Origin of the sequence: Streptomyces sp. NPDC048420 (genome assembly GCF_040651535.1) — a bacterium.
Classification (GTDB): Bacteria; Actinomycetota; Actinomycetes; order Streptomycetales; family Streptomycetaceae; genus Streptomyces.
Window position 1 is genome coordinate 283,213 of the sequence record NZ_JBEZKG010000012.1, and the last position, 21,994, is coordinate 305,206.

The following is a 21,994-nucleotide window of genomic DNA, read 5'->3' on the forward strand; positions in this document are numbered from 1 at the left end:
GCGCGAGCGTAAGCGCCACGGGCGGTCTTGGCGTGTGAACTGCGGTGTGGCGCGCGGGTGAACCGCTCCAGGGGTCCCGCCCGCGGGGAACGATCTGCGTGAGTCGTTCGTCACAGAGGCGGGGAGATCGTCTTCGGGGGCCGGGGAGCGGGGGAAGCACCAACAAGCGTCGGGACGCGCGGGGATACGCCGGGAAGGCCTGCCTCTGTCGCTTTCGGCCGTGACATGGCACGATCCCCCGAGCACCGTAAGTTACTGACGGTAAATCAGCTTTGGGGGCAAGGGTATGGGGACGGGCAAGCGCGGTCTGATCGCCACGGCCGTGACCGTGATCGGCGCGGTGGCCGTGCTGTCGGCACCGGGCACCGCGTTCGCCGCTCCGAGTCCGCCACCGACGCCGACCCCCACGGCCTCGCCGAGCACCGTGACCAACAAGGACATCGAGGCCGTACGCCAACAGCTCGACGCGCTCTATCACGACGCGGCCGTCGCCACGGACGCCTACAACGCCGCCGAGGAGAAGGCCGAGGAGCAGTCGGCGCAGATCGTCGCGCTGGCCAAGAAGATCGTCAAGGGTCAGGAGAAGCTGGCGAAGCTGAAGGCCCGCGCGGGTGCCGCGGCCGCCGCCCAGTACCGCGCCAACGGACTGCCGGACGAGGCCCGGCTGATGCTGAGCGACGATCCACAGGCGTTCCTGGACGGCACCGGCCGCGTCCTGCAGGGCCAGCGCGCCACCAAGGCGCTGATCGCGGAACTGACCCGGACCCAGCAGGATTTGAAGCAGTACGCCGCCGACGCCTCCGCCCAGTGGAGCAAGTTGGAGGCGGGCCGCAAGGCGAAGGCGGCAGCCAAGAAGAAGGTCGAGCAGCAGATCGCGGCGGCCGAGAAGCTCGAGTCCCAACTGGAGAAGAAGGAGCGCGAGCGGCTCGCCGAGCTGGAGGAACAGGCAGCCCACAAGGCGCAGTCGGCCTGGCTGGACTCCGGCATCCTCGCCGAGATCAACGCCAAGGCGAGCGAGGCCGGGAAGACCGCCGCGGACTACGCCACGACCCAGATCGGCAAGCCGTATGTATGGGGCGCCGAGGGCCCGGACTCCTACGACTGCTCCGGACTCACCTCGCAGGCCTGGGCGGCCGCCGGCAAGCCCATCCCGCGCACCTCGCAGGAGCAGTGGAAGCAGCTCAAGCACGTCGACATCAAGGACATGCGGCCCGGGGACCTGATCATCTACTTCGACGACGCCAGCCATGTCGCGATGTACGTCGGCGAGGGCGCGATCGTGCACGCCCCGCGCCCGGGGCGGACGGTGACGCTCGCGGGTGCGGGATCGATGCCGATACTCGGGGTGGTTCGGCCTGATGCGTGAGGGTTTGCGAACTGCCGTACAAGGAAGGTCGAGGAGCGGTGTGAGACCTGGGTCATGTGACCCGGGGCACCCCTGACTGCCCCGCAAACCTTTCGCGAACGTGACGTTCGTCATCCCCGCGACACCTGTCACCTGTCCAACTGCGGTACGGAACGCGGCATATGACACTGGCGACCGGCCAAGCGGCGTGTCGCACACCATTCCTTTCCCGCCCCACCACCCGCTATGGTCCCCGTCGGTGGATCGAGACCCCTCGGTCCACCGTGCCCTCGGGGGGAGGGAAGGAATCCGAGACCATGCCCGTACCCATACCGCGGCAGCGAGCGATCCCGGCCGTGGAGAGTGGTCAGGCGCAGGCCGCACCCCAGGACGGCCCCTCCAAGGAAGTCACCCCGCGCAAGGAAGCCACGGTCGACAACAACGCCGCCACCCCACTGACCCTGCTGGTGATCGAGGACGATCCCGGCGGCTCCACGGTCGTCCCCGAACTCCTGGACCCGACCGGCAAGCCGATGCGCGTCCGCACCGCCCGCAACCTCACCGAGGCGGAGCGGCTGCTCACGGACGACGTGCACTGCATCCTGCTCGACCTCGCGCTGCCCGGGTCGGGCCGCACCGCCGACGACGACGAGCTCGCCGTACTCCGGCACGTCCTGGAGCTCGCGCCCCGGCACGCCGTCCTCGCGCTGACCGCGTCCGGTGACGCCGAGCGCGGGGCGGAGGCGGTGCGGGTGGGCGCCCAGGACTACCTGTTCCGGGACGAGCTGGACGGGCGGCTGCTGAGCCGGGCGATCCGGTACGCGGTGGAGCGGAAACGTTCCGACACGGCGGAGCGCAGGCTCGCCGAGGGACGGGTGCGGGCGCAGGAGAACCGGCGCCTGGAGCGCGGGCTGCTGCCCACCCCGCTGCTGGAGGGCTCGTCGCTGCGGTTCGCCGCGCGGTACCGGCCGGGCCGGTCGCGGGCACTGCTCGGCGGGGACTTCTACGACGTCGTACGGACCCCCGACGGGACCGTGCACGCGATGATCGGCGACGTCTGCGGGCACGGGCCCGACGAGGCGGCGCTCGGCGTGGAGCTGCGGATCGCCTGGCGGGCGCTGACCCTGGCGGGGCTGTGCGGGGACGAGCTGCTCGGCACGCTGCAGGAGGTGCTGGAGCACGAGCGCTCCGACGAGGAGATCTTCGCGACGCTGTGCACGGTGGACATAGCGCCGGACGGGCGTCGGGCGGGGCTGTGTCTCGCCGGGCATCCGTCACCGCTGGTGGCCCGGCCGGGTCGGCCCGCGCGGCTGCTGCCGTACGACAACAACGGCCCAGCGCTGGGACTGCTGCCGGGGGCCCGGTGGCCCCGGATGCAGGTGGAGCTGGGCGCCGAGTGGAGTCTGATGCTCTACACCGACGGGCTGATCGAGGGGCATGTCGGTGGCGGGCGGGAGCGGCTGGGGCAGGACGGGATGGTGTCCCTGATCCGGCGGCAGCTGGCGGAGGGGCTGCGCGGAGAGGCGTTGCTGCGGGCCGCGGTGAACGAGGTGCGGTCGCTCAACGGGGGCGAGTTGGCGGACGACGTGGCGGTGCTGTTGCTCGACCGGGAAGGGTGACGGTCGGGGAGTCGGGGTTCGGGGCTCAGGTCTCGGGGGCCGCTCTCTGAGCGCCCCCTCTAGCGACCGCCGTTGTACGGCCCGTACGGACCGTCGCTGCTCGAACCCCTGCCCCGCCCGCTGCGGCCGCCCCCCGGCAGCGCACGGATCGCCGGGCGAACGTCGACCATGTAGACGATCGTCGCGATGAGGCCGATGATCGGCAGGAACGACAGGATGTTGAAGATCAGGTTCACCACGAAGGCGAGCCCGAGGATGATCAGCCAGAAGGGCTTGGTCTTCTTGTCGGCCGCGCGGTAGGCGTCCTCGCGACGGATGGCGGCGTCGAAGAGCGCGAAGCCGCTGAAAACGATCAGGGCCATGCTCAGCAGCCACATGAAGCCTGCGAACCCCTGCATCAGCACTACGTCCACCACCAGACTCGGCTCGTCATTTCGCGATTACGCGGTCACCGTACCCGTTCCCGCAAGTCCGCTACCCGCAGAACGGGCCGGGCACTCGGTAAGTGCCCGGCCCTGAGTCCTGAAGCGTCCCGCGATGCCTTACTTGGCGGGCGGGGTCGTCTTCTTCGCCGTGGGCTTGCGCGGCGTGGTCTTCTTGGCGGCGGGGGCCGTCTTCTTGGCCGGGGCGGGGGCGGCGGCCTTGGCCTCGGCGGGCTTCGCGGCGGGGGTCGCGGCCGGGGCCGGGGTCTCGACCTTGATGTCGCCCGGCTCGGCGTTCGGCTCGACCGCGATCGCCAGTTCCTCGATCTCCTCGGCCGCCTCGCCGCGCCAGGTCTTCACGGCCTGCTCGCCGTGCTCGGCGACCTTCTCGTAGGTCTCACGGGCCTTGACGGCGTACTCGGCGGCGACGCCGACACCGCGCAGGGCGAGGTCCTGGGCGGACTCGCCGAGCTTCTTCAGGTCCGCGTCGATGGTGGAGCCGAGCTTCTTGACGTCCCCGTCCAGGTTGGTGATGAACTCGCCGACCTTGGTCTGGAGAGTCGCCTGCGTCTCCTTGACCCTGGCACCGGCCTCCTTGGCACGGGCCTGGGCCTTCTCCTGGACCGCCTTCGGGTCGGTACTGCGCACCGCGTCGATACGGGCCGGCGCCTCGGCGCGCAGCTGCTCCACCAGTCCGGGCACCTTCTTGGCCTCCTGGAGGGCCAGGTCACCGGCGCCGGCGAGGAAGTAGAGCGGGGTCGGGTCGGTGACGGCCTTGCGGATGTCGTCGGTGATGGCCATGGTGATGGACCTCCCGGTCGCTTTCTTTTGAGGGTTTTTTGGGGGTCCCGCGGTCGGCTCGTGGTCGGACTGAGGTCGAGCAGTGCCTCAACTCAACTGGCCGTCTGCTGCGGGTCGGCGTCGCTGCCGTCGGTCTTCTTGCGGGTCCTGCGCGGCTTAAGGGTGTCTCGTACGGCGGTGTCACCGTCCGGTCCGGCCTCGTCGCCGTCCTGGACGTCGCCCTGAGGATCCACCGCACCTTCGCTCTGCGCGGGAGCCGCGTCGAGCGGGGCTATCTCGAAGCCGTTCTCCTTGCGGAAGGACTCGTAGATCTGGAGCAGCACCTGCTTCTGCCGCTCGTTGAGCGTGGGATCGGCGAGGATGACCGCACGTGTCTCCACGTCGTCCCGGTCCCGCTCGGCGTCGAGGATGCCGGCCCGCACGTACAGCGTCTCGGCGGAGATCCGCAGGGCCTTTGCGACCTGCTGCAACACCTCCGCGCTCGGCTTGCGCAGCCCGCGCTCGATCTGGCTCAGATACGGATTGGACACCCCGGCGGCATCAGCGAGCTGCCTGAGCGACAGCTGCGCGGTGCGCCGCTGTTCACGCAGATACTCACCGAGATTGCCGACGTTGAGCGATGCCATGCCTCTACTGTGCCCCACCTCCGCTAACTATTGCAAGCACCCGCTTGCAATAGTGCGCCACGCCACTCCGACGCCCCGCCGGGGCCGCCGCCACAGGGAATCGATCTCCACGGCGGCACTGTGCCAGGCACCTCAGACAACGCACAGTCCACGGACTATGTTCGAGCGGTGGAAAACCCGGAGATCATCATCAAACTCACCCCGGACGAGGCGCTGGTCCTGTCGGACTGGCTGGAGCGAGTGCAGATGACGGACCTCGGCCGTCTCGTCGACGATGCCGTGGTCTGGGCACCCCTTCACCGCATCGCCGGAACGCTCGACAAGTCGCTACCGGGGATCTTTGCAGGGGACTACGCCGATCGCCTGGAAGCGGCCCGCCGCAGGCTTGGTCCAGCCCCGGACGATGGCTCCGGAGACCACGAGGGGGCGGGCTCATGAAATCCCTCTCGGAAATGACCGAGCGCGAGTACTTCGCCAGCGTCGGCCGACGTCCCGGCATGTTCGTCGGCAAAACCTCCTTCCACATGCTGACCGCGTTCCTGACCGGCTACGACCAGCACGCTCTCCGGCACGGCGGGCGGGGGCTCACCGGCTGGCACGACTGGCTCGTCGCCCGTCGCGGACGCGACTGCAACCACGCCTGGCCCGGCCAGGTCCTCCACATCGCCCTCCCGAACGGCTGGGACGACATCTGGAACCTTCCGCCTGAGGACGAGCAGCACGCGATCAAGGTCCTGTTCGAGCTCCTCGACGCGTTCGCCGCCGAGTGCGAGGCACAGCCCTGAAATGGGGAGAATCCCGATGACGTCGAACGCGACGCCGGCCTGGCGTTCCGCCCATGACCTCCCCGGACGACGAGCCCAGCTGCGGGCCCCGTGCCTGACCGCTCGCGTCAACGAGCGCTGCGGACTACCGGGGATGGGACGGCGAACTGGGCTGACAGACCAACGACCGAGACCTGACAGTGTCGGCCGTCTTCCGTTCCGGCGGCCGTGTTGGGCTGACCTGGACCTTGCGGCCCTGGCCACTGGTCACTGGCGGCTGGCAGCCTCGGTGACCATCTGACTGGAGGCCGGCGAGCAGATGGCTTCCCTGGCGGCCCACGTCCGGCCATTCCTCACCGGGGAGCAGCAGCGACATCCGGCCTGCGCATCTCCTGGACACTGGGGCACACGGGTGGACCGCGGTGGCCCGGCTCGTCGCCGGCGAGACAGAGCCACATCCTGTTACTCACTTTCCAGTGACGGCCCGACCGGGGCCGGGGTGGCGCGACCTGGCGGTCGGCGACCATCGATCAGTGCCCAGAAGGGCCGTCGATCCGGCGAGGCGTCAACTTGCCGCCTACGTCACATGAATGGACGTTACAGGCGAGAATCACAGCGAAATGGGCGAACGGTAACGGAGCGCCCGCATTGCTTTCACAACCTGCACACAACGGCCATGGTGTGAAGGCGCGGCCGACCGGCCGCCACCCGCATACCGCACCAGGGGGCTTTGTGTCTTCTTCCACTGTGACCGCCCGTCGTATCTCCGCCGCGGCTCTCGCGGCCGCCGCGCTCGTCGGGGCGGTGGCACTGCCGGCTTCGGCGGCCGACCACGGACGGCCCGACCGTCCGAAGGTGGAGATCAGCGCGGTGCAGTACGACTCGCCCGGACGCGACGACCGCTCGCGGCGTTCGCTGAACAAGGAGTGGGTGGAGCTCACCAACACCACGCGCCGGACGGTCAACCTCGACGGCTGGACCCTGCGGAACAAGGACGGCCGCACCTACACGTTCGACCACTACCGCCTGGAGGGCCGTGCCACGGTCCGCATCCACACCGGCGAGGGCCGCGACACCGCCACCGACCTGTACCAGGACCGCCGTAACTACGTGTGGGACGACTACTCCGACACCGCGACCCTGCGAAACGACCATGGCCGCTTCATCGACGACGAGTCCTGGGGCGACCGCCACCACCACGGCGGTCACCAGCGCGACGGCCGCCAGCACGACAACAGGCGCGCATGAGCCGTCCGCGCATCCACCTCGCGGAGTGACGCTGACCGCTGAGTTGCGGCACATGACCCCGACCGGTTCGCCCGGTCGGGGCCATGTGCCGTCGGTGCGGGCCCGCGCGCGTGACATCGCCAGCGGCGTCGCGCCACGAAGACCAGCTCCCTGCCCGGCCGGTCCGGCGCATCCCGTACATCCTCCGTCGCGAACCCCTGCGCGGCCAGGTCCGCCTCGACCGCCGCCCGCTCCCGGAAGCGCAGTGTCGAGTCCGAGGTCAGCTCCTGACCGTCCGCCGCGAACACATAGGTCCACCGGAACGACACCAACTCCCGGTCCAAACCGGTGACTTCGACCCAGCTCTCCACCACCCCCACCCCGGGCACATCCGTCACGGCGTACGACGCGTCCCGGTTCCACTCCTCCCAGGCCCGCCGCGCCGGGTCCCGCGTCTCGAACACCAGCCGCCCACCGGGCCGTAGCGCCGCATACGCGCCCCGCAGTGTCTCCCGCCAGGCATCCGCTTCTACGATGTGCTGGGCGACGTTGGCCGTCATGGTCACCAAGTCGACGCGCAGCGGCGGGAGTTCGGTCGCGTCACCATGGATCCAGCGCACCCGCTCACTCCCCGGCTTCGCCCGCGCCACGTCGAGAGAGGCGAGCGCGGGATCCACACCCACGACGCCGGTCCCCCGCCCGGCCAGCAACAGCGGGAACACCCCGGTCCCGCACCCGACGTCCAGCACCTCCCGGGCCCCGAACTCCTCCACCATCCGGAGATACGCGTCCAGGTCGCCACGATCGGGATCGAGGGCGTCGTAGATCGCGGCAAGCCGCGGATGCGTGAACCCTTCGTCGGCCATGCGGGCGACGGTAGGGGGAGGGAGGCCGGGCCGACCACCCGATATCGCTCCCCTACCGCTCCGCGAGCCACGCCTCCAGCGCCGCGAAGTCCCCTTCGGTGAGCCCCACTTGGTGCTCCACCCGGTACAGAAGCGCGCGTTCGGGGTGGTGTGCGGCCACCCAGACCCGGTCGGCGTCGGTGATCTGGTCGTCGAGCCACACGAAGGGCCGACCGGCCGCCCAGGAGACGAGGGGGCGGGTCTTCCAGTGCAGGCCGGGCGGGCCGCCGTCGTCATCCACGTCCGGCCACTCCACCAGCGGGAGCCGGGGCAGCCCGAGCCAGGGCGCCAGACAGGTGTTGGCGTCGTCCAGCCAGGTCGTGGCCCACACCGGCTCGCAGCCGAGCGACAGCAGGCGCGCGCCGAGCAGGGGGTCGACACGGGTCAGCAGCGGATGGCCGGCGACGGCCTCCGGGGAGAGCGGGAAAGCCGGACCGTACACCGGATACGGCCCGGCGCCCCCGAACGGCAGCAGCGTTCCGTCGATGTCGAGGAAGAGAAGCACCGGGGTCAAGGCGCGCTCAGTCCTCGAACCCGCCCGCCGTGAGGATCTCGTCGATCCGCTCCCGGTGCGCCGCCTCCCACTGGTCGAGTGTCTCGGCGGCCTCCTTGGCCAGCTTGGCGTGGGCGGCTGTGAGGATGTCGGCGCGGCGGGCGGCCGGGACGGCCACGACCCCCTCCTCGTCGGCGACCACCACGTCACCGGCCTCGACCCGCACCCCTCCGCATCGCACCTGCTCGCCCAGCGGCGCCACGGCCTTCTTCGTGCCCGGGATCGGGATGACGCCTCGGGCGAAGACGGGGAAGTCGGCCTCCCGCACCTCGGCGAGATCACGGATCAGGCCGTCGGCGACGAACCCGGCGATTCCACGGCGCTGCGCGACCGCGCACACGTTCCCGCCGGCCAGCGCGTAGTCGAGGTCTCCCGACTCGACGACGATCACCGATCCGGCCGGTGCCCGGTGGATCGCGGCGTGCAGCATCAGATTGTCGCCGGGTGGGCACCGTACGGTGAACGCTGGTCCGGCGACCCTCGGCACCGGCCCCCACAGCGGCCGGATCCCGATGTCCATGACGTGGTCACGGCCGAGCAGATCGGCCAGGGTGGTCGTGGGAACGTCCGAGAAATCGTTGGTCTCGATCACTGCGAGGACGTTACCGTGCGGGCATGACTGCCGGGTCGGCCTTGTGCCGTGAGCGAGTTGGGTGCCCGGCCTCTGAGTGAGGCCGGGGCGGGCCAGGGGCCCGCCGCTTTCTCCGAGTCGTCCAGGACATGACCGGAGACCAGAGAGAGCAGAGAGAGTGACCAACCCCTTCCACGACTTCAACCAGCGGATCATCGACGAGTTCCGTGCCCACCACGGCCAGGTCGGCGGCCCCTTCGAGGGCGGCCGCCTGATCCTCCTCACCACCACCGGCGCCCGAACCGGCACCCGGCACACCACTCCCGTCGGCTACCTCCCCGACGGCGGCGACCGCATCCTCGTGATCGCCTCGGCGGGCGGCTCGACCCGCCACCCCGACTGGTACCGCAACCTCACAGCGCATCCCCAAGTCACGGTGGAGAGCGGGGTGTTCACCTACGATGCCGAGGCCGTCGTCCTGACCGGCGAGGAGCGGGACCAGGCCTTCGCCCGGGCCGTGGAGGCGGACCGCGGCTGGGCGGCCTACCAGGAGAAGACGGACCGGCTCATCCCCGTGGTCGCGCTGCACGAGATCGCCCGCCCGGGCCCGCCGAACATCAACGCCTCGACTCCGGGCGAGGCCATCAAGGTCATCCATGACGCCTTCCGCCGCGAACTGGCCCTGATCCGCAAGGAGATGGCCACCGGCGCCTCCACCCTCGGCGCCCAACTCCGCGTCAACTGCCTGTCGTTCTGCCAGGGCCTGCACAACCACCACACCGGCGAGGACCTGGCGATGTTCCCGCTCCTCGCCGACCGCCACCCGGAGGCGGCCGAGGCCATCGACCGCCTGCGCGCCGAGCACGAACACATCGCGGCCCTGGTGGAGAAGATGCGTGAGGCACTCGCCGACCACCAGGACGCCGCATCCGTGCGCGCGGAGGTCGACCGTCTGACGACCGAGCTGGAGGCTCATCTGACGTACGAGGAGGAGCAGTTGATCCCGCTCCTCGACGGAGGCTGACCTGATCGCGGGCGGCCGTCCGCCGCGCTAGAACGGCAACGGCCGCCCGTGCACCACCTCCAGCCGCGAGACCGCCCGGGTCAGCACGACATACAGCCGGTGCAGCCCGCGTTCCTCCGCCTCCGCGATCGCGGCGGGCTCGACGGCCACGACATGGTCGTACTCAAGTCCCTTGACCACACCGGCCGGTACGACGCTCACCCGCGCCCCGAGCTCGTCCGGCCCGGCGGTGGCGATCCCGGCCGCGTCCAGGGCCCGCCGCACCCGCTCGACGTCGGCGTCCGCGGCGACGACCCCCACCGACCCCTCGTACCCGAGCGAGTCCCTTACGGCGTCCACGACCGCGTCCATCAGAGCCTCCGGGGAGGTCGGGCTGATCCTCAACTCCCCGTCCCCACGCAGGGATCGTCCGGCCGGCACCTCCACGTCCAGCCGGGTGAGGAGCCGGTTGGCGAGCTGGACGACGGCCCGCGGCACCCGGAATCCGACGGTCAGCGGTACGACGGCCGCGTCCGGCTTGCCGAGATGGCGCAGGACGGTGTGCCAGGAGCGGGCCGCCCAGGGCGTGGTCCCCTGGGCCAGGTCCCCGAGCACGGTCAGCGACCCGAAACGGGCCCGGCGCGCGATCGCCCGGCACTCCATCGCGGACAGGTCCTGGGCCTCGTCGACCACGAGATGGCCGTACCCCTCGGGGTGTTCGATCAGCCCGGCGACCTCGTCGAGCAGCACGAGATCGGCGGGCGACCACCGCGCCGACTTCCACGACCGCGGCGGCCTGGCCCACAGCAGGGCGCGCTGCTCGTCGGCGTCGAAGAGCCCGTCGCCGAAGACCGCCAACGCGGCGTGGTCGGTGAGGAGTTCGGCCACGATCTCCTCGGGCCGCACCTTCGGCCACACGGTGTCGAGGAAGGCGCCCATCCCCCGGGACCGCGAGACCCGCTGCACCCACGCGCCGCTCCGCGGCCCGGACCGCCGCTCTGCCTGCAACTGCACACTGCGCATCACCCGGCTGCGCACCCGCTCCCGCCCGATCGCGTACGGCGGTTCCTCCTGCCGTACGTCCGCCACGATCCGCGCGAGTTCACCGGCACCGACTCGCCAGCTGTACGAATCGTCCTTGAACTCCAGGGAGTTGCCCCGCGCGGTGGACACGCGCGCGTACAGCGCCCGGCGCAGCAGTTCCGCCGTCCGGGCGTCGTGCTTGAGGACGGCGGTGGGGTGGGCGTCGGTGCCGGTGACCGGGTGGCGGGCGATCTCGTCATGGAGCGTCGACTGCCGCACACCGGTCTCACCGAGCGCCGGCAGCACCTGGGAGATGTAGGAGAGGAAGGTCCGGTTGGGCCCGAGGACGAGGAGCCCGCCCCGTCGCATCCGCTGTGGATGGGTGTACAGCAGATAGGCGGCCCGGTGCAGCCCTACGGCGGTCTTGCCGGTCCCGGGAGCGCCCTGCACGCAGACGGACGCCGTCAGGTCGCCTCGTACGAGATCGTCCTGCTCGGGCTGGATGGTCGCGGCGATGTCCCGCATGGGGCCGACGCGGGGCCGCTCGATCTCACGGGTGACGATGGTGCTCGGCCCCGACTCCCCCCTGCTCAGGTGCTCGTCCTCCAGCCCGGTGAGGTCGGCGGACTCCCCCTTGCTCCCCGGTGCCCACCCGAACCGCCGCCGCACGGCGACGCCCTGCGGATCGCGGGCGCTCGCCTGGTAGAAGGCGCGGGAGACGGGCGCACGCCAGTCGACGACGAGGGGCGGGGCGGCGGGGTGCTCGGTGACCCGCAGCCGCCCGAGGTGATAGCTCTGCCCGCCGTGCTCCCCCCGGTCGAAGTCCAACTTGCCGAAGAACAACGGCCCTTCGGGAAGCTCCCGCATCTCCTTGGCCTGGCTGCGCAACTGGTATCCGAGGACTTCGGCGTCGGCCCCGGACGCGGAGACGTCCTCCCCGATGACGACCTGTTCCTGGGCGCCGTCGACCATGGCGGCGAGGGCGGCACGGCAGCGGTCGTGGTGGACGCGCTCGCGGTGGAGGGACTCTTTCAGGGCCGGGGTGGGTGCGGGGTCGGCAGACGTCATGGGGACGATCGTACGCGAAAAAACGTAACCGAGTTAAATTTATTACCTACTCTCACTTACGCGAGCCACGGCAACCCGTCCGCCAACATCCCGAACCCCCGCTCGGCCGCGGCCACCGCGTCCGCCCGCAGCTCCTCGATGCGCTCCCCCGCCGAGACCCTCCGCCAGTTCTCCATCGCGAGGATCCGCCGCACGGCGATGATCTGTCCCGCGGCCAGCCGAGCGTCGAGATCGCCCCCGAGCGCCTCGGCCAGCGCGGCCTCCTGGCGCTCCAGGTGGCCGTGGGCTCGGGCGACGAGAGCGGGGGTGCCGTAGAGAAGCCGATGAAAGGCGAGGACCTGGGGATGGTCGTTCAGCCCGGTGACGGGATCCTCGCGCTCCAGCCCCTCGAGAAAGTGCCGCCGCAGGGCCGCGACGGGCCGCTCGCCGGACCCGGCCACCACCCGCGCGGCCTCGTCCTCATGATCCGCGATCCGGTGGAGGACGAGGTCCTCCTTCGCCGGGAAGTACCGGAAGAGGGTCGGCTTGGAGATCTCGGCTGCGGCGGCGACCTCGGCTACGGAGACGGCGTCGAAGCCCTTCTCCAGGAAGAGGCGGATGGCGATCTCGGACACGGACTCGTACGTCTGTCGCTTCTTGCGCTCGCGCAGCCCCATCTCAGCCATGCAGCGAGGGTATCCACCGGCGCTCGGCCTCAGCTGTTTCAGGCCGCCGCACTACGGTGCCAGGGCGGCCTGTCGGCCAGGCCCCACAGGTCGTCGAAGTGCTTGTTCCATGTCGCGACGGCGACCTTGGCGTCGTCGCTGTCCTTGCGGGACCAGACGTTGAGGTCGGTCCGGTAGCCCTTGGGGTCGTAGTACTCGGGATCGGTGCCGAAACCCATCGTGCGGGCGACGACGTCGTACAGGCCGTGCAGCACCAGCTCCCGGTTGAAGATGCACACCTTGTCGCGCGGTATGCCCTGGTAGAAGCGGTACTCGCATTCGGCTGTCACGCGCCCGAGCAAGGTCAGCCGCTGCGCGATGGCGGAAAGCGTCAGGTAGTACTCCTGGCATTTCAGATCCAGGCGCTTGCGGAAGTCCGCGTCGTCGACCGGTGCGCCGTCCACGCCCACTCGGGACGGGACGATCATGGGCTGTCGAAAGTCCGGGACCAGAAAGCGAATGGAGACGTGCCTTGTCGGCCCCGGGTCGTCGAGGAAGCCCTCCAGCCGGTGATAGAGCGCGTTGTAGAGCGTCTCTCCCGTATACCCGAGGAAGCTGATCTCCACGTTCCTGGCATCGAACGCCTCGGTCACGAAGCTTCCGAGCTCACGCGACTTCACCTGTGTGCGCGTCGGCGCCCGGAGCGAGGCAGCCAGTTCCTTCACGGTGTCGTAGAGCACGTAACCCACCAGGCTGAGCAACGCGCCTCCGAGGAACGCCTTGCCTTCCAGGGCCTCCCCTACAGGCTTCACGAACTGTGCGATCAGTCCTGTGACGAAGATGCTGAGCAGCAACAGCCGCGTGGCGAAGGACTCATAGCGCGTCAGGAAACGCTTCAGCCGCTCGCCCACACTCTCTTCGGGCAGCCAGCCCCCGCCACCGGACATCCGCAGCCCCTCCCCCGTCTGAGACCGCCCCGCCCACCATGGTCTCCGTGCGGCAGCGCGAGAGCAAGCAGGCGTCGCCTTCCCCGTCACATCCCGTGCTGGGCCCCGGCCGACGCCCTCTCCCGATCCACGTGCGGCAGCGCGAGCGCGAGGTAGGGGTTGGTCGTCGACTTGGTTCTCAGGCCCAGCGTCGCGGTCGCCGCGGTCAGGGTCATCGCGTAGGTGTCCACGGCGCGGCTGACGTTGGGGGCTTCGAGGCTGTCCCGGGTCACCAGCCGATCGAGGTCCACGTAGGCGGAGCGAACCATTTCCATCCAGCGGTAGACGCGCCAGTCGCGGCGCCAGCCTCTTGTGCAGTCCTCCGGCAGCAGCTGTTCCCACCGGTCGAACAGGCGCGTTCGAATCTCGGGAAGAGTCGGCGTCAGGTGCATGTGGCGGACCAGGTCGTACAGGGGGTCCCCCACCATCGCCATTTCCCAGTCGATGAGGGTCAGCCCCGTACCGTCCTCGCGACGGATCATGTTCCACGGATTGAGGTCGCCGTGCAGAAGTACGGCACGGCGAGGGGTCACCATGTGCCGACGGAGGATCTGTTCGAGGCGGAAAATGCTTGTCGGAAGCCCGAGTTGCCCCGCCAGCTGAAGCGTCTCCTTCGGCAGGTCGGACACCATCCGGATCAGTTCACGGCACAGTTGCTCGTGAAACCCCACGGCCGGTGTGTACGAGTCATCCGTCAGCTTTGCGCAGTCGACCTGTGTGAGGGCATGGAACTGGTTGACCAGGTCGTCCGCCTCGTGCGGCAGAAGCCCGCCCACGGGGTGATCGGGAGACTTGATCTCCCCTGCCGGCCCCTCGAAGGAGTGGATGGTGAACTGATCTCCGAATCCACTGGTCCCCAACGCCAGTACACGCGGGGCGCGGACCGCCACATTCGAGTCCTCGATAGCCCGTAGCACCACGTGTTCGTTCAGGAACCGGCGCTCCCGGGAAATGCCGACTCCCAGCTTGCGCCGTACCATCACCGGATATGGCACGTCTGCCACCCGCACTGCGGTGCTGAGGTGCGCTGTCCCCTTGAACACCCGGTCAGCCGAGGCCGCCCCCTCCTCGAAGAGCGCCTCCTGCACCGCTGAAGCGGGGAACTTCGGATGCTCGGGGACCCGACGATCACGCTCCCAGACGATCGACGAAACCACGCGGTCGCGGCTGTGGCGCTTGCCGTGGGACCCGTTCCAGCGGAAGAGAATGCGCTCGATGGCCTTCTCGTCCGGGACGTTCTTCAGCCGTAGGGGCTCCTCGGCCGATTGCAGCGCCCAGTACACCGCCTCGGTCGCGGCGTCCAGATCCCTCTGGTCGAACGATTCGCCCAGCGATGTCGCGGCACGCATCACGTCCGGATAGACCGACTGGGCACGTTCGAAGGCGACATAGTGCCGCAGGTCGCGCTCCAGGCCGTTCACGGCTTTGGGGCGCCGCACCATCATTGCCGAACGCCACGCGTCGACCGCCTCGTCCCACTGCCCCCCGGGGTAGCGCATGCGCACCAGGTGGGTCGCGAGATCGTGCAAAGGGTCGCCGTAGGTCGCCAGCTCCCAGTCCACGCAGATCAACGGGGGGCCGGCTTCGTACGACACGATGACATTGTCGCGGTGCAGGTCCGTGTGGAGGAGGCTGAAAGGGCGGCTGATGAGCGCGGGCACCCGTTCCGCGAAGCGCACCATGGCGTCCTCGGGGATGCCCAGCATGGCGAACAGCCCACCGAACCTGTGCCAGTTGCGCTGACGGACCTGTGTCTCGGTGGCCAGGGCCAACGTGCGCAGAAAGGCCCGGCTGTCGCGGCTGGACCGGGGCCAGGACTGCGGCAGCGGCGGCAGCTCCTTCCGGCCGACCTGTGTCATGTCCGCCAGCAGTTCAGCGAGGGCTCTGACCAGATGCTGGTCCACCGGCTTGCCGTTGGGACAGACGCTCGACAGCGGCACGCCGTCCACGTAACTCATGAGCGCGACATCGCCGTACTTCAGCAGGCACCGCGGTACATGCGGAAGGGTGCCGCCGATCGCCTTGAGGATCTCCGCCTCGTCCTGCCAGGTACGGATCACGACAGGCAAGGCGGAACGCTGACGCTCACGCACCATGACGAACCTGTGGTCCGCCGACGAACCAAGCCCGGACGGGAGCGGGACGATGTAGTTCAGGTTGTGGTGGCCCCGGGTCAGCCGCCCCGCGCTCTTCGCGTGAGACACCAGCTCACCAAGCGCCTCGCGGGCCGCCCGCCCCGCAAACGCGGTGGCGGGCCCGGTTGGACCACCCACGGGCACTCCTGAGCAACTATGCAGCGCCTCCGATTTTCATGCGCAGCAACAGAGGGACCACACTGTAGTACCCGAGAGCCCCGTCAGGCGGGTGATTCGAAGTAGGCTACCCAGTCGATACCTACTTAACTCATTTGTTTCACTTCATAGCGCTGCCACAACGAGTCGAACCACTCCTGCCAGCTCTGCATGAACACAGATCCGGCGGCATGGGGATCACCCTCGTCACGAGCGAGCCGTATCAAGGTCGAGCCCAGCCCCAGGACGTCCCAGGCGTCGATCTCGGTGTCGTCGTCCATCAGGATCGTGCGCTCCACGATCTTGTAAGGGCCTAGAAGACCCTCGACGCCGCGCCGCAGATACAACTTGTGCGTGGGGACCAAGGGCACCTCACGGACGTTCACCTCTACTTCGTCCACCAGTCCGTCCGTCTTGAGATTACGCAGGGCATTGCGCAGGGACGAGGTGTGCCGTCGGATGATCTCCCGGGTACGGGCCTGAAGGATCCGGTCCAATTCCTTGATGTCGTCGGCTGACGAGCCCTGCGACACCCTGGCCCGCGGATAGGGCAGCTCGATCTCGTCGGAGGGCAGCAGTATCCGGAGCGCGATGCGTTCAGGCGCGCGGCTCAGCCCGCTGCGGATCTCCTCGGCCTGCACTCGCATGTGGGTGTCGAGGCTCTCCGAGGTGAAGGTGAAGACGTCGAGCTCCACAACCGGCTGGGCGAAGGCGCGGGCGACGAAAGGCCCCAGCGCTATGCGGCCGGGAGCCACCTTCGCCTGGGGCCTCACATGGATGGGGAGCGTCGCACGGACCTTCGAGCCGCTGCCCTGGCGGGATTCGATCCAGCCTTCGGTCTTGAGCTCCTCCAGCACACGCTGAATCGTGTCGCGCGAGACGTCGAATTCAGCGGCCAACGCGCGCTGAGCAGGCAGGTTGTAGCCCGGCCGGTACTCGCCATCGGAGATCCTGGACCGCAGCGTCGCCAGGATGGTGGCTCCCTTGCCGCGTTCGTCGCTCACACCGCGACCGTACCTCCCCCACCGGCCACGCAAACCACTTTCAGTCCACAGGCAGTCAATCTCGCCTTACCAACTACCCAATTTTTGAAGGTTGGTTAGTCGATCAAGCGTCCAGGGCACATCCAGTTTCAAGAGAACCAGTCCAATTGGACCGCTAATCGATCAACTACATCGAAGTGGACGGGGGGTGGAGGGCATGGTGGACCGGTTACCTGCGAAGAACGTCCAACACCTGCTCCATCGAGTTCACGATGACCTCGGCGCCGGCGTCCGTCAGGATCTGCTCCTTGCGCTCATTACGCGCGTAGCCCAGGAACGCGACCCCGGCCTGCCGTGCGGCCTGGAGGTCCGTGGGAGTGTCGCCGATCATGAGAGTGGCCGAGGGAACGGCGCCCATGGCCTTGATGGCCTCCTCCAGGCAGTACGGGTTCGGCTTCATCAGATCGAGGTTCTGTGTGCGGCCGTAGACGTACGGGAAGCAGTCCGCAAGCCCGCGGCTCTCGATATAGGCCGCGGCCGCTCGGCCGGAATTGTTGGTCGTGATCGCGAACCTGGCTCCGAGGGCCCACCATGTCCTGATGAGCCCGTCCGCGTAGGCGGTCGGCATCGCCTTGGGCACGGCTTCGAGTTCCCGCCCGGTCAGCCACTCCTCCAGCTCGAGGATCAGATCGCTCCCCCGGCGTCGTTCGTTCACTCCCCCCAGGATGTCGTGGGGGTCATCGCTGGATCGTTCCTGCGCACTCAACAAGGCGCCCATGCCCAACGCGTCGATCTTCCCGACCAGTTGTCCGGCTATCTCGTGCGCCGGATACCCCGCGAAGAACTGGCAGATCGGTCCGTCCATGTCCCAGAGCACGTACCGGGCGGAGGTGACAAGTGATGCCAGTCGTGCTGTCTCTGTTGCCACCGGTCCAGTGTGCGTCGTCTCAGGAGTCACTAGGAGAGTGTCAGGTCCGTCGTGATGGTTTCCCAGAGGGCGTCGAACCACTTCTGCGATTGCTCCACGAACGCGGCGTCGCGTTCGGCGGCGCCCTTCTCGAAGGAGAAGAGGAGCGACTCGGTGCCCAGGACGTCGTACATGTCGAGCATTCCGCTGTCGGAGAGTTCCTCCCGGCGCGTGACCATGTAATACGCGATCAAGGCCTCGGCGTCGTTGAGCAGATACAGCTTCACCGGCGGCGTGAACGGCAGCGCCCTGAACCTGACGTTGACGTCGATGCCGTGCGAGGAGCGCAGGGCCTGGAGGTTGTGGCGCAGGACGTGGCCCTGGGCGTTGCGCTGGGTCAGCCAGCGTTGGTGGACCGGGTTGTCGTCGTCGGGGGCCTCCACCGGGACCGGGAAGGCCAGGGTGATGTCCCGGGACGGCAGGAGAATGCGGACGTCGATCGAGTCGGGGTGGAGCGTGCCTTCGTGGATGAGGCGGAGCGGTTCACCCAGCGCCACCATCAACGACTCCGCCGTCAGGCAAGCCGCGTCGATGCGCACGTGCGGGCTGGAGAACGCCTCCGTGAGGCGGGGGGCCAGGCCGACCATCGTGGGCTGGGGTTCGCCCGACAGTGCGGGCACGCGTTCCGCGATCCGCGGGGGGCTGCCCTTGCTCACATTGCTCAGCAACCCGTCCTCCTGCAGCGCGCGCAGGGCTTGGCGCACCGCGCCCCGCTCCACTCCGAACTCCTCCGCGAGTTCGGCCTGGGTGGGGAGGCGGTCGCCTGCCTTGAGATCGCCCACGCGGATGCGTTCCCGCAGGGTGTCGGCGATTTCCTGGGGCGAGAGCCTTCTGCTGCCGTTCACTGCCACGTTCTCCTGGGTCACGACCAAACGTTACAACTCCAATCCATCTATGGGGAGTTGTTGCGAAGTTGTTTATCAACCGCCACCAAGCGGGGACAACATAGTCAGAGTTGGTTGCCAACTTGGTTGAGTTGGCGGAAGTTTTGCCTCCACGCCCGCCCCGCCCGCCCGGAAGCCCGAAGGGGGAACCAACATGCCGGCCCTCGCCCTCCTCTCCGCCGTCTTCGTAGTCGGCGTCGAGCAGACCTTGCAGTGGAAGTACGGCGCCAGCGGCATCATCGGGATGCTTCTGCTCACCATCGGTATCAAGGCCAAGAACCCCGCGATCAGTTCGACGGGGGCCGTCGTCCTCGCCCTGCTGGTCGCGGGACCGGCCCTGTGACCCGAGAGCGTCCTGACCAACCTCCGTGGGAGACGTCAGTTCGTGAGTTCCAACTCCGAACTGATCGTCTCCCACAGTGCGTTGAACCACAGGTGGGACTGTTCCACGAAGGTCGTGTCCCGCAGTCCGGCGCCCTGCTCGAAGGCGAACAGCATCGACTGGGTGCCCTCGGAGTCGTACAGCTCCAGGTGCTCGTGGTCGATCTCCGCCTTGCGGCGCGTCAGCGTGTAGTACGCGAACAGCGCCTCCGTGCCGTTGAGGAGGTACAGCTTCACCGGTGGCGTGAAGGGCAGGGCGCGGAAGGAGACGTGTACGTCGATGCCGTGCGTGGCGCGCAGCGCCAGCAGGTTGTGCTTGAGGACCTGTCCCTGCGCGTTGCGCTGGGCCAGCCAGCGCTCGTGGACCGGGCCGTCGCCGTCACGGCCCTCGACCGGCACCGGGAAGGCGAGGTCGATGTCCCGGCCGGGCAGCAGGACGCGGACGTCGACCTTGGCCGGATTCAGTCGTCCGGCGTGGATCTGTCGCAGCCCCTCGCCGATGGCGAGGTTGAGGGAGACCGACGTCAGGCACAGGGCGTCTATCTCGACGTGCGGGGCCGCGAACGCGGAGGCGATACGGGGGCCGAGGGCGACCGTGGTGGGCTGGGGCGCGGCTCCGGGGCCGTGGAGCGCCAGGCCGGCGCCCAGGTCGGGGGCTACGGTCGCCGGGCTTCCCTTGGACACGTTGGTGAGCAGGTGTTCCGCCTGCAGGACGTGCAGCGCCTGGCGTACGACCCCGCGCTCCACCCCGAACTCGTCGGCCAGCCTCGCCTGTGTGGGCATGCGCTGACCTGCCCGCAGCCTGCCGGACCGGATCCGGGCGCGGAGCTCGTCGGCCACCTCTTGATGTGACGTCTGTGGCCGCTGTGACCTCTTCCGCCCATTGACGGAGGCGTGTTGGGGGTCCACGGCCAAACACTACAACTTCCCGCCATCTTTGGGCAGTTCACTGGAAGGTGGTTATGAGCCGCATCCAAGCGGAGATAAGTACAGTGAAGTTGGTCGCCAACTTGAGCAACCTTGAGAAACATGGTCAAAGCTTCACAAGGTTGGCCAAGTCAGCGGTCGACAGGGGCCACAAGTCCCGAAGGGGGACCGTCATGCCGTTCATCGCCGTCGCCATCGCCGCCCTCGCCGTCGGCTTCGAGGCTCTCGTCCAGTGGAAGTGGGGTGCGATGGGCATCGTCGCGTTCGTCGCGCTGACCATCGGCGTCAAGTCCAAGAACGTCGCGATCGGCGGCATCGGAGCGGTCATCCTCGTGATGCTGCTCGCCCAGTCAGGATGACCCGGTCCGGATGACCCAGTCCGGATGACGCCCGCCCGCCGGGCCCAGGATCCGGCTGACCGGGCTCCCTCCTGGAGGGGAGCCGGGAGCCCGGTCGGTCTGCACAGCCACAACTGAACACCGACAACCGAAGAGCTCCACCGGCACAGCCACAACTGAAGAGCACCGCTACGGATGAACAGTCAGCCGTCGTCGCCAGGAAGGAGCCTCAGAACATGTCCGGGCACCAAGGCCGCCCGGACGTACGCAGCAGGGCGTCGGCCCCCCGGCCGGCGCCCACTCGTTCTTCCCGGACCCGCCCGAGCGACACGAGCCGCGCCACCGACTCGTCACCGAGCCACAGCGCCGCCAACTCCCGTACGTCCAGCGTGAGATCGGCGCTCGCGGTCGTCGCCCTACAGGAGGCGCCGTCGGGCGAGACCTCCAGCCGGTAGCGGCCACCGGCCAGTCCGGCGCCGTCCACGACCTCCAGCACCAGCGCGCCCTCACCTTCGTACGTCCGCGCCTCCAGAGCCCGTACGACATCCAGGACCCGCACCCACAGCCAGTCGGCCTGGGTGGTGATCCGGGCGGCACGCGGGTCCGGCAGGAGGTGCGGGAGCAGGTCGTCGGGGGCGCGCGGACCGCTCCTGACCTGGTTGACCCAGTCGATCGAGCAGAGGTGGTGCCACAGGGCGCGCTCGGCGGCCGGGGTCGAGGCCAGCATCGACCGCACGCTCGCGGTGTTCATCGGCTGCTTGGCATCGCCCCACTTGTCGTCGACCTCGTACGCCAGCAGCCCCTCGACCGTGCCGTCACCCGCCCGGTACACCGCGAAGAACGGCTCGGTCCACTTCGGGTCGACGCGCACCGCGCCCGTCTCGACCTGCCACAGCCAGTCGCTGCGGCTGACGACACCCGGCGTGGCACGGCGGACCCGGTCGTGCAGCTCGGGGCCGAGCTTGCGTACGTCGTCGGGGTCCACCAGGTCGATACGGCCGCCGTCGGACAGGTCCGGCCCACGGGGGTCGAGGCCGGAGCGCGGGATGTCGATCGTCCACTCGGCGGCCGAGGTCGCGGGCCCGAAGCCGTACCGGCCGTATATCCGGTACTCGGCGGCGATCAGCGAGGCCACGACGTCGCCGCGTTCCTTCGCGGCCGCCAGTTCCTGGCTCATCATGCGGGTGAGCAGGCCGCGTCGGCGGTGAGTGGCCGTGACGGTGACCCCGGTGATCCCGTCGGCGGCGACGAACTCACCGCCGACCGCCGTCACCTCCTGCGCGAAGGAGCGGAAGGTCGCCACGCACCGGTCCCCGTCGAAGGCCCCGACGAACCGGCCGGGCTCGAACTGACTTCTCCGGGCCTCCAACTCGGTCTCCGCCACGACCGGCTCCCGCAGGAACCCGGCATGCACGGCCCGCAGCCACTCGGGATACTCGGCCTCGGTGATCGGACGGACGTCGATGTCGGCTGGGGCACTCATGGGGCCACGGTAGGTCGGTGGGGACGGGGTGTCGCGTCGTTTTCCGTACCGCGGCCGCGACGGCACCGAGCGAGCCACCGAACGCCGAGCCTCCGCAGCGCCGAGCCGAGCCAGCGAACGCCGGATCCCCGCAGCACCGAACCGAACCACCGCGGGCCGGACCCCGCCACGCCGAACCGACCC

23 protein-coding genes and 1 pseudogene are annotated in these 21,994 nt (G+C 69.1%); 9 read left to right on the plus strand and 15 right to left on the minus strand.

All coding sequences use genetic code 11. From position 1 onward, the window contains the following. The first annotated feature begins 286 nt into the window (after window positions 1-286). Window positions 287-1,366 carry a C40 family peptidase gene (locus AB0D34_RS24335; protein WP_362664661.1) on the plus strand — a complete coding sequence of 360 codons (1,080 nt, stop codon included), beginning with the start codon at window positions 287-289 and terminating at the stop codon, window positions 1,364-1,366. Window positions 1,367-1,662: 296 nt separating this feature from the next. Then, on the plus strand, window positions 1,663-2,964 hold the full coding sequence (locus AB0D34_RS24340) for a fused response regulator/phosphatase (RefSeq protein WP_362664663.1): 1,302 nt from the start codon (window positions 1,663-1,665) through the stop codon (window positions 2,962-2,964). Window positions 2,965-3,023: 59 nt separating this feature from the next. Here the strand turns inward: AB0D34_RS24340 and AB0D34_RS24345 are convergent, their stop codons facing one another. From AB0D34_RS24345 to AB0D34_RS24355, 3 genes are all read right to left on the minus strand, one after another. Next, complete coding sequence (locus AB0D34_RS24345) at window positions 3,024-3,362, minus strand: DUF2516 family protein (RefSeq protein ID WP_030318102.1); 339 nt, start codon at window positions 3,360-3,362, stop codon at window positions 3,024-3,026. 144 nt (window positions 3,363-3,506) lie between these two features. Beyond that, entirely contained in the window at window positions 3,507-4,187 is a 681-nt protein-coding gene (locus tag AB0D34_RS24350) for a hypothetical protein (RefSeq protein WP_362664665.1), read from the minus strand. A gap of 92 nt (window positions 4,188-4,279) precedes the next feature. Continuing rightward, window positions 4,280-4,813 (minus strand): helix-turn-helix domain-containing protein, encoded by a 534-nt coding sequence (locus AB0D34_RS24355; protein ID WP_362664667.1) that lies wholly within the window; start codon window positions 4,811-4,813, stop codon window positions 4,280-4,282. A gap of 168 nt (window positions 4,814-4,981) precedes the next feature. On the opposite strand from AB0D34_RS24355, the gene AB0D34_RS24360 reads away from it, so the two are divergent. The 4 genes from AB0D34_RS24360 (at window position 4,982) to AB0D34_RS24375 (ending at window position 6,825) form a co-directional block, all read left to right on the plus strand. Continuing rightward, entirely contained in the window at window positions 4,982-5,251 is a 270-nt protein-coding gene (locus AB0D34_RS24360; protein WP_362664669.1) for a hypothetical protein, read from the plus strand. A gap of 14 nt (window positions 5,252-5,265) precedes the next feature. Beyond that, the gene (locus AB0D34_RS24365) at window positions 5,266-5,598 is read left to right on the plus strand and encodes a hypothetical protein (RefSeq protein WP_362664671.1); all 333 of its coding nucleotides are present in this window, start codon (window positions 5,266-5,268) and stop codon (window positions 5,596-5,598) included. 179 nt (window positions 5,599-5,777) lie between these two features. After that, the gene (locus AB0D34_RS24370) at window positions 5,778-5,870 is read left to right on the plus strand and encodes a hypothetical protein (protein WP_362664673.1); all 93 of its coding nucleotides are present in this window, start codon (window positions 5,778-5,780) and stop codon (window positions 5,868-5,870) included. Between the two features lie 439 nt (window positions 5,871-6,309). Then, complete coding sequence (locus AB0D34_RS24375; protein WP_362664675.1) at window positions 6,310-6,825, plus strand: lamin tail domain-containing protein; 516 nt, start codon at window positions 6,310-6,312, stop codon at window positions 6,823-6,825. Window positions 6,826-6,950: 125 nt separating this feature from the next. Here the strand turns inward: AB0D34_RS24375 and AB0D34_RS24380 are convergent. The 3 genes and pseudogenes from AB0D34_RS24380 to AB0D34_RS24390 all read right to left on the minus strand — a co-directional run. Beyond that, a pseudogene (locus AB0D34_RS24380) lies at window positions 6,951-7,670 on the minus strand (class I SAM-dependent methyltransferase); the annotation flags it as partial. A gap of 52 nt (window positions 7,671-7,722) precedes the next feature. Then, on the minus strand, window positions 7,723-8,214 hold the full coding sequence (locus AB0D34_RS24385; protein ID WP_362664839.1) for an HAD domain-containing protein: 492 nt from the start codon (window positions 8,212-8,214) through the stop codon (window positions 7,723-7,725). Between the two features lie 16 nt (window positions 8,215-8,230). Further along, complete coding sequence (locus tag AB0D34_RS24390) at window positions 8,231-8,854, minus strand: RraA family protein (protein ID WP_362664677.1); 624 nt, start codon at window positions 8,852-8,854, stop codon at window positions 8,231-8,233. A 157-nt stretch (window positions 8,855-9,011) separates the two neighbouring features. On the opposite strand from AB0D34_RS24390, the gene AB0D34_RS24395 reads away from it, so the two are divergent. Then, the gene (locus AB0D34_RS24395) at window positions 9,012-9,857 is read left to right on the plus strand and encodes a nitroreductase/quinone reductase family protein (RefSeq protein WP_362664679.1); all 846 of its coding nucleotides are present in this window, start codon (window positions 9,012-9,014) and stop codon (window positions 9,855-9,857) included. Window positions 9,858-9,884: 27 nt separating this feature from the next. Here AB0D34_RS24395 and AB0D34_RS24400 read toward each other — a convergent pair whose 3' ends face one another. The 7 genes from AB0D34_RS24400 to AB0D34_RS24430 all read right to left on the minus strand — a co-directional run bounded on the left by AB0D34_RS24400 (window position 9,885) and on the right by AB0D34_RS24430 (window position 18,670). Then, window positions 9,885-11,927 (minus strand): AAA family ATPase, encoded by a 2,043-nt coding sequence (locus AB0D34_RS24400; RefSeq protein ID WP_362664681.1) that lies wholly within the window; start codon window positions 11,925-11,927, stop codon window positions 9,885-9,887. Between the two features lie 56 nt (window positions 11,928-11,983). Next, window positions 11,984-12,592 (minus strand): TetR family transcriptional regulator, encoded by a 609-nt coding sequence (locus AB0D34_RS24405; protein ID WP_362664683.1) that lies wholly within the window; start codon window positions 12,590-12,592, stop codon window positions 11,984-11,986. 38 nt (window positions 12,593-12,630) lie between these two features. Next, entirely contained in the window at window positions 12,631-13,518 is an 888-nt protein-coding gene (locus AB0D34_RS24410; RefSeq protein WP_362664685.1) for a hypothetical protein, read from the minus strand. Window positions 13,519-13,604: 86 nt separating this feature from the next. Then, window positions 13,605-15,836, minus strand: coding sequence for an aminoglycoside phosphotransferase family protein (locus tag AB0D34_RS24415; protein ID WP_362664687.1), 2,232 nt, complete (start codon window positions 15,834-15,836; stop codon window positions 13,605-13,607). A gap of 119 nt (window positions 15,837-15,955) precedes the next feature. Further along, on the minus strand, window positions 15,956-16,852 hold the full coding sequence (locus tag AB0D34_RS24420; protein WP_362664689.1) for a GntR family transcriptional regulator: 897 nt from the start codon (window positions 16,850-16,852) through the stop codon (window positions 15,956-15,958). 208 nt (window positions 16,853-17,060) lie between these two features. Beyond that, the gene (locus tag AB0D34_RS24425) at window positions 17,061-17,840 is read right to left on the minus strand and encodes an HAD family hydrolase (RefSeq protein WP_362664690.1); all 780 of its coding nucleotides are present in this window, start codon (window positions 17,838-17,840) and stop codon (window positions 17,061-17,063) included. Then, window positions 17,789-18,670, minus strand: coding sequence for a GntR family transcriptional regulator (locus tag AB0D34_RS24430; RefSeq protein ID WP_362664692.1), 882 nt, complete (start codon window positions 18,668-18,670; stop codon window positions 17,789-17,791). The genes AB0D34_RS24425 and AB0D34_RS24430 overlap by 52 nt, the downstream gene beginning before the upstream one ends. A 166-nt stretch (window positions 18,671-18,836) precedes the next feature. Between AB0D34_RS24430 and AB0D34_RS24435 the strand changes: the two genes are divergently transcribed. Continuing rightward, window positions 18,837-19,025 (plus strand): hypothetical protein, encoded by a 189-nt coding sequence (locus tag AB0D34_RS24435; protein WP_053851924.1) that lies wholly within the window; start codon window positions 18,837-18,839, stop codon window positions 19,023-19,025. Between the two features lie 35 nt (window positions 19,026-19,060). On the opposite strand, the gene AB0D34_RS24440 is transcribed toward AB0D34_RS24435, so the two are convergent. Beyond that, the gene (locus AB0D34_RS24440; protein WP_362664694.1) at window positions 19,061-19,978 is read right to left on the minus strand and encodes a winged helix-turn-helix domain-containing protein; all 918 of its coding nucleotides are present in this window, start codon (window positions 19,976-19,978) and stop codon (window positions 19,061-19,063) included. A 185-nt stretch (window positions 19,979-20,163) separates the two neighbouring features. Between AB0D34_RS24440 and AB0D34_RS24445 the strand changes: the two genes are divergently transcribed. Continuing rightward, window positions 20,164-20,349, plus strand: coding sequence for a hypothetical protein (locus AB0D34_RS24445; RefSeq protein WP_057608742.1), 186 nt, complete (start codon window positions 20,164-20,166; stop codon window positions 20,347-20,349). A 208-nt stretch (window positions 20,350-20,557) separates the two neighbouring features. Here AB0D34_RS24445 and AB0D34_RS24450 read toward each other — a convergent pair whose 3' ends face one another. After that, window positions 20,558-21,811 carry a GNAT family N-acetyltransferase gene (locus AB0D34_RS24450; protein ID WP_362664696.1) on the minus strand — a complete coding sequence of 418 codons (1,254 nt, stop codon included), beginning with the start codon at window positions 21,809-21,811 and terminating at the stop codon, window positions 20,558-20,560. Window positions 21,812-21,994 lie beyond the last annotated feature (183 nt).

Bases quoted from the DNA above. Each gene is read 5' to 3' on its own strand.
- AB0D34_RS24410 (WP_362664685.1), bottom strand. From the start codon at position 13,518: ATGTCCGGTGGCGGGGGCTGGCTGCCCGAAGAGAGTGTGGGCGAGCGG.
- AB0D34_RS24365 (WP_362664671.1), top strand. From the start codon at position 5,266: ATGACCGAGCGCGAGTACTTCGCCAGCGTCGGCCGACGTCCCGGCATG.
- AB0D34_RS24400 (WP_362664681.1), bottom strand. From the start codon at position 11,927: ATGACGTCTGCCGACCCCGCACCCACCCCGGCCCTGAAAGAGTCCCTC.
- AB0D34_RS24335 (WP_362664661.1), top strand. From the start codon at position 287: ATGGGGACGGGCAAGCGCGGTCTGATCGCCACGGCCGTGACCGTGATC.
- AB0D34_RS24355 (WP_362664667.1), bottom strand. From the start codon at position 4,813: ATGGCATCGCTCAACGTCGGCAATCTCGGTGAGTATCTGCGTGAACAG.
- AB0D34_RS24435 (WP_053851924.1), top strand. From the start codon at position 18,837: ATGCCGGCCCTCGCCCTCCTCTCCGCCGTCTTCGTAGTCGGCGTCGAG.
- AB0D34_RS24450 (WP_362664696.1), bottom strand. From the start codon at position 21,811: ATGAGTGCCCCAGCCGACATCGACGTCCGTCCGATCACCGAGGCCGAG.
- AB0D34_RS24345 (WP_030318102.1), bottom strand. From the start codon at position 3,362: ATGCAGGGGTTCGCAGGCTTCATGTGGCTGCTGAGCATGGCCCTGATC.
- AB0D34_RS24350 (WP_362664665.1), bottom strand. From the start codon at position 4,187: ATGGCCATCACCGACGACATCCGCAAGGCCGTCACCGACCCGACCCCG.
- AB0D34_RS24445 (WP_057608742.1), top strand. From the start codon at position 20,164: ATGCCGTTCATCGCCGTCGCCATCGCCGCCCTCGCCGTCGGCTTCGAG.
- AB0D34_RS24405 (WP_362664683.1), bottom strand. From the start codon at position 12,592: ATGGCTGAGATGGGGCTGCGCGAGCGCAAGAAGCGACAGACGTACGAG.
- AB0D34_RS24340 (WP_362664663.1), top strand. From the start codon at position 1,663: ATGCCCGTACCCATACCGCGGCAGCGAGCGATCCCGGCCGTGGAGAGT.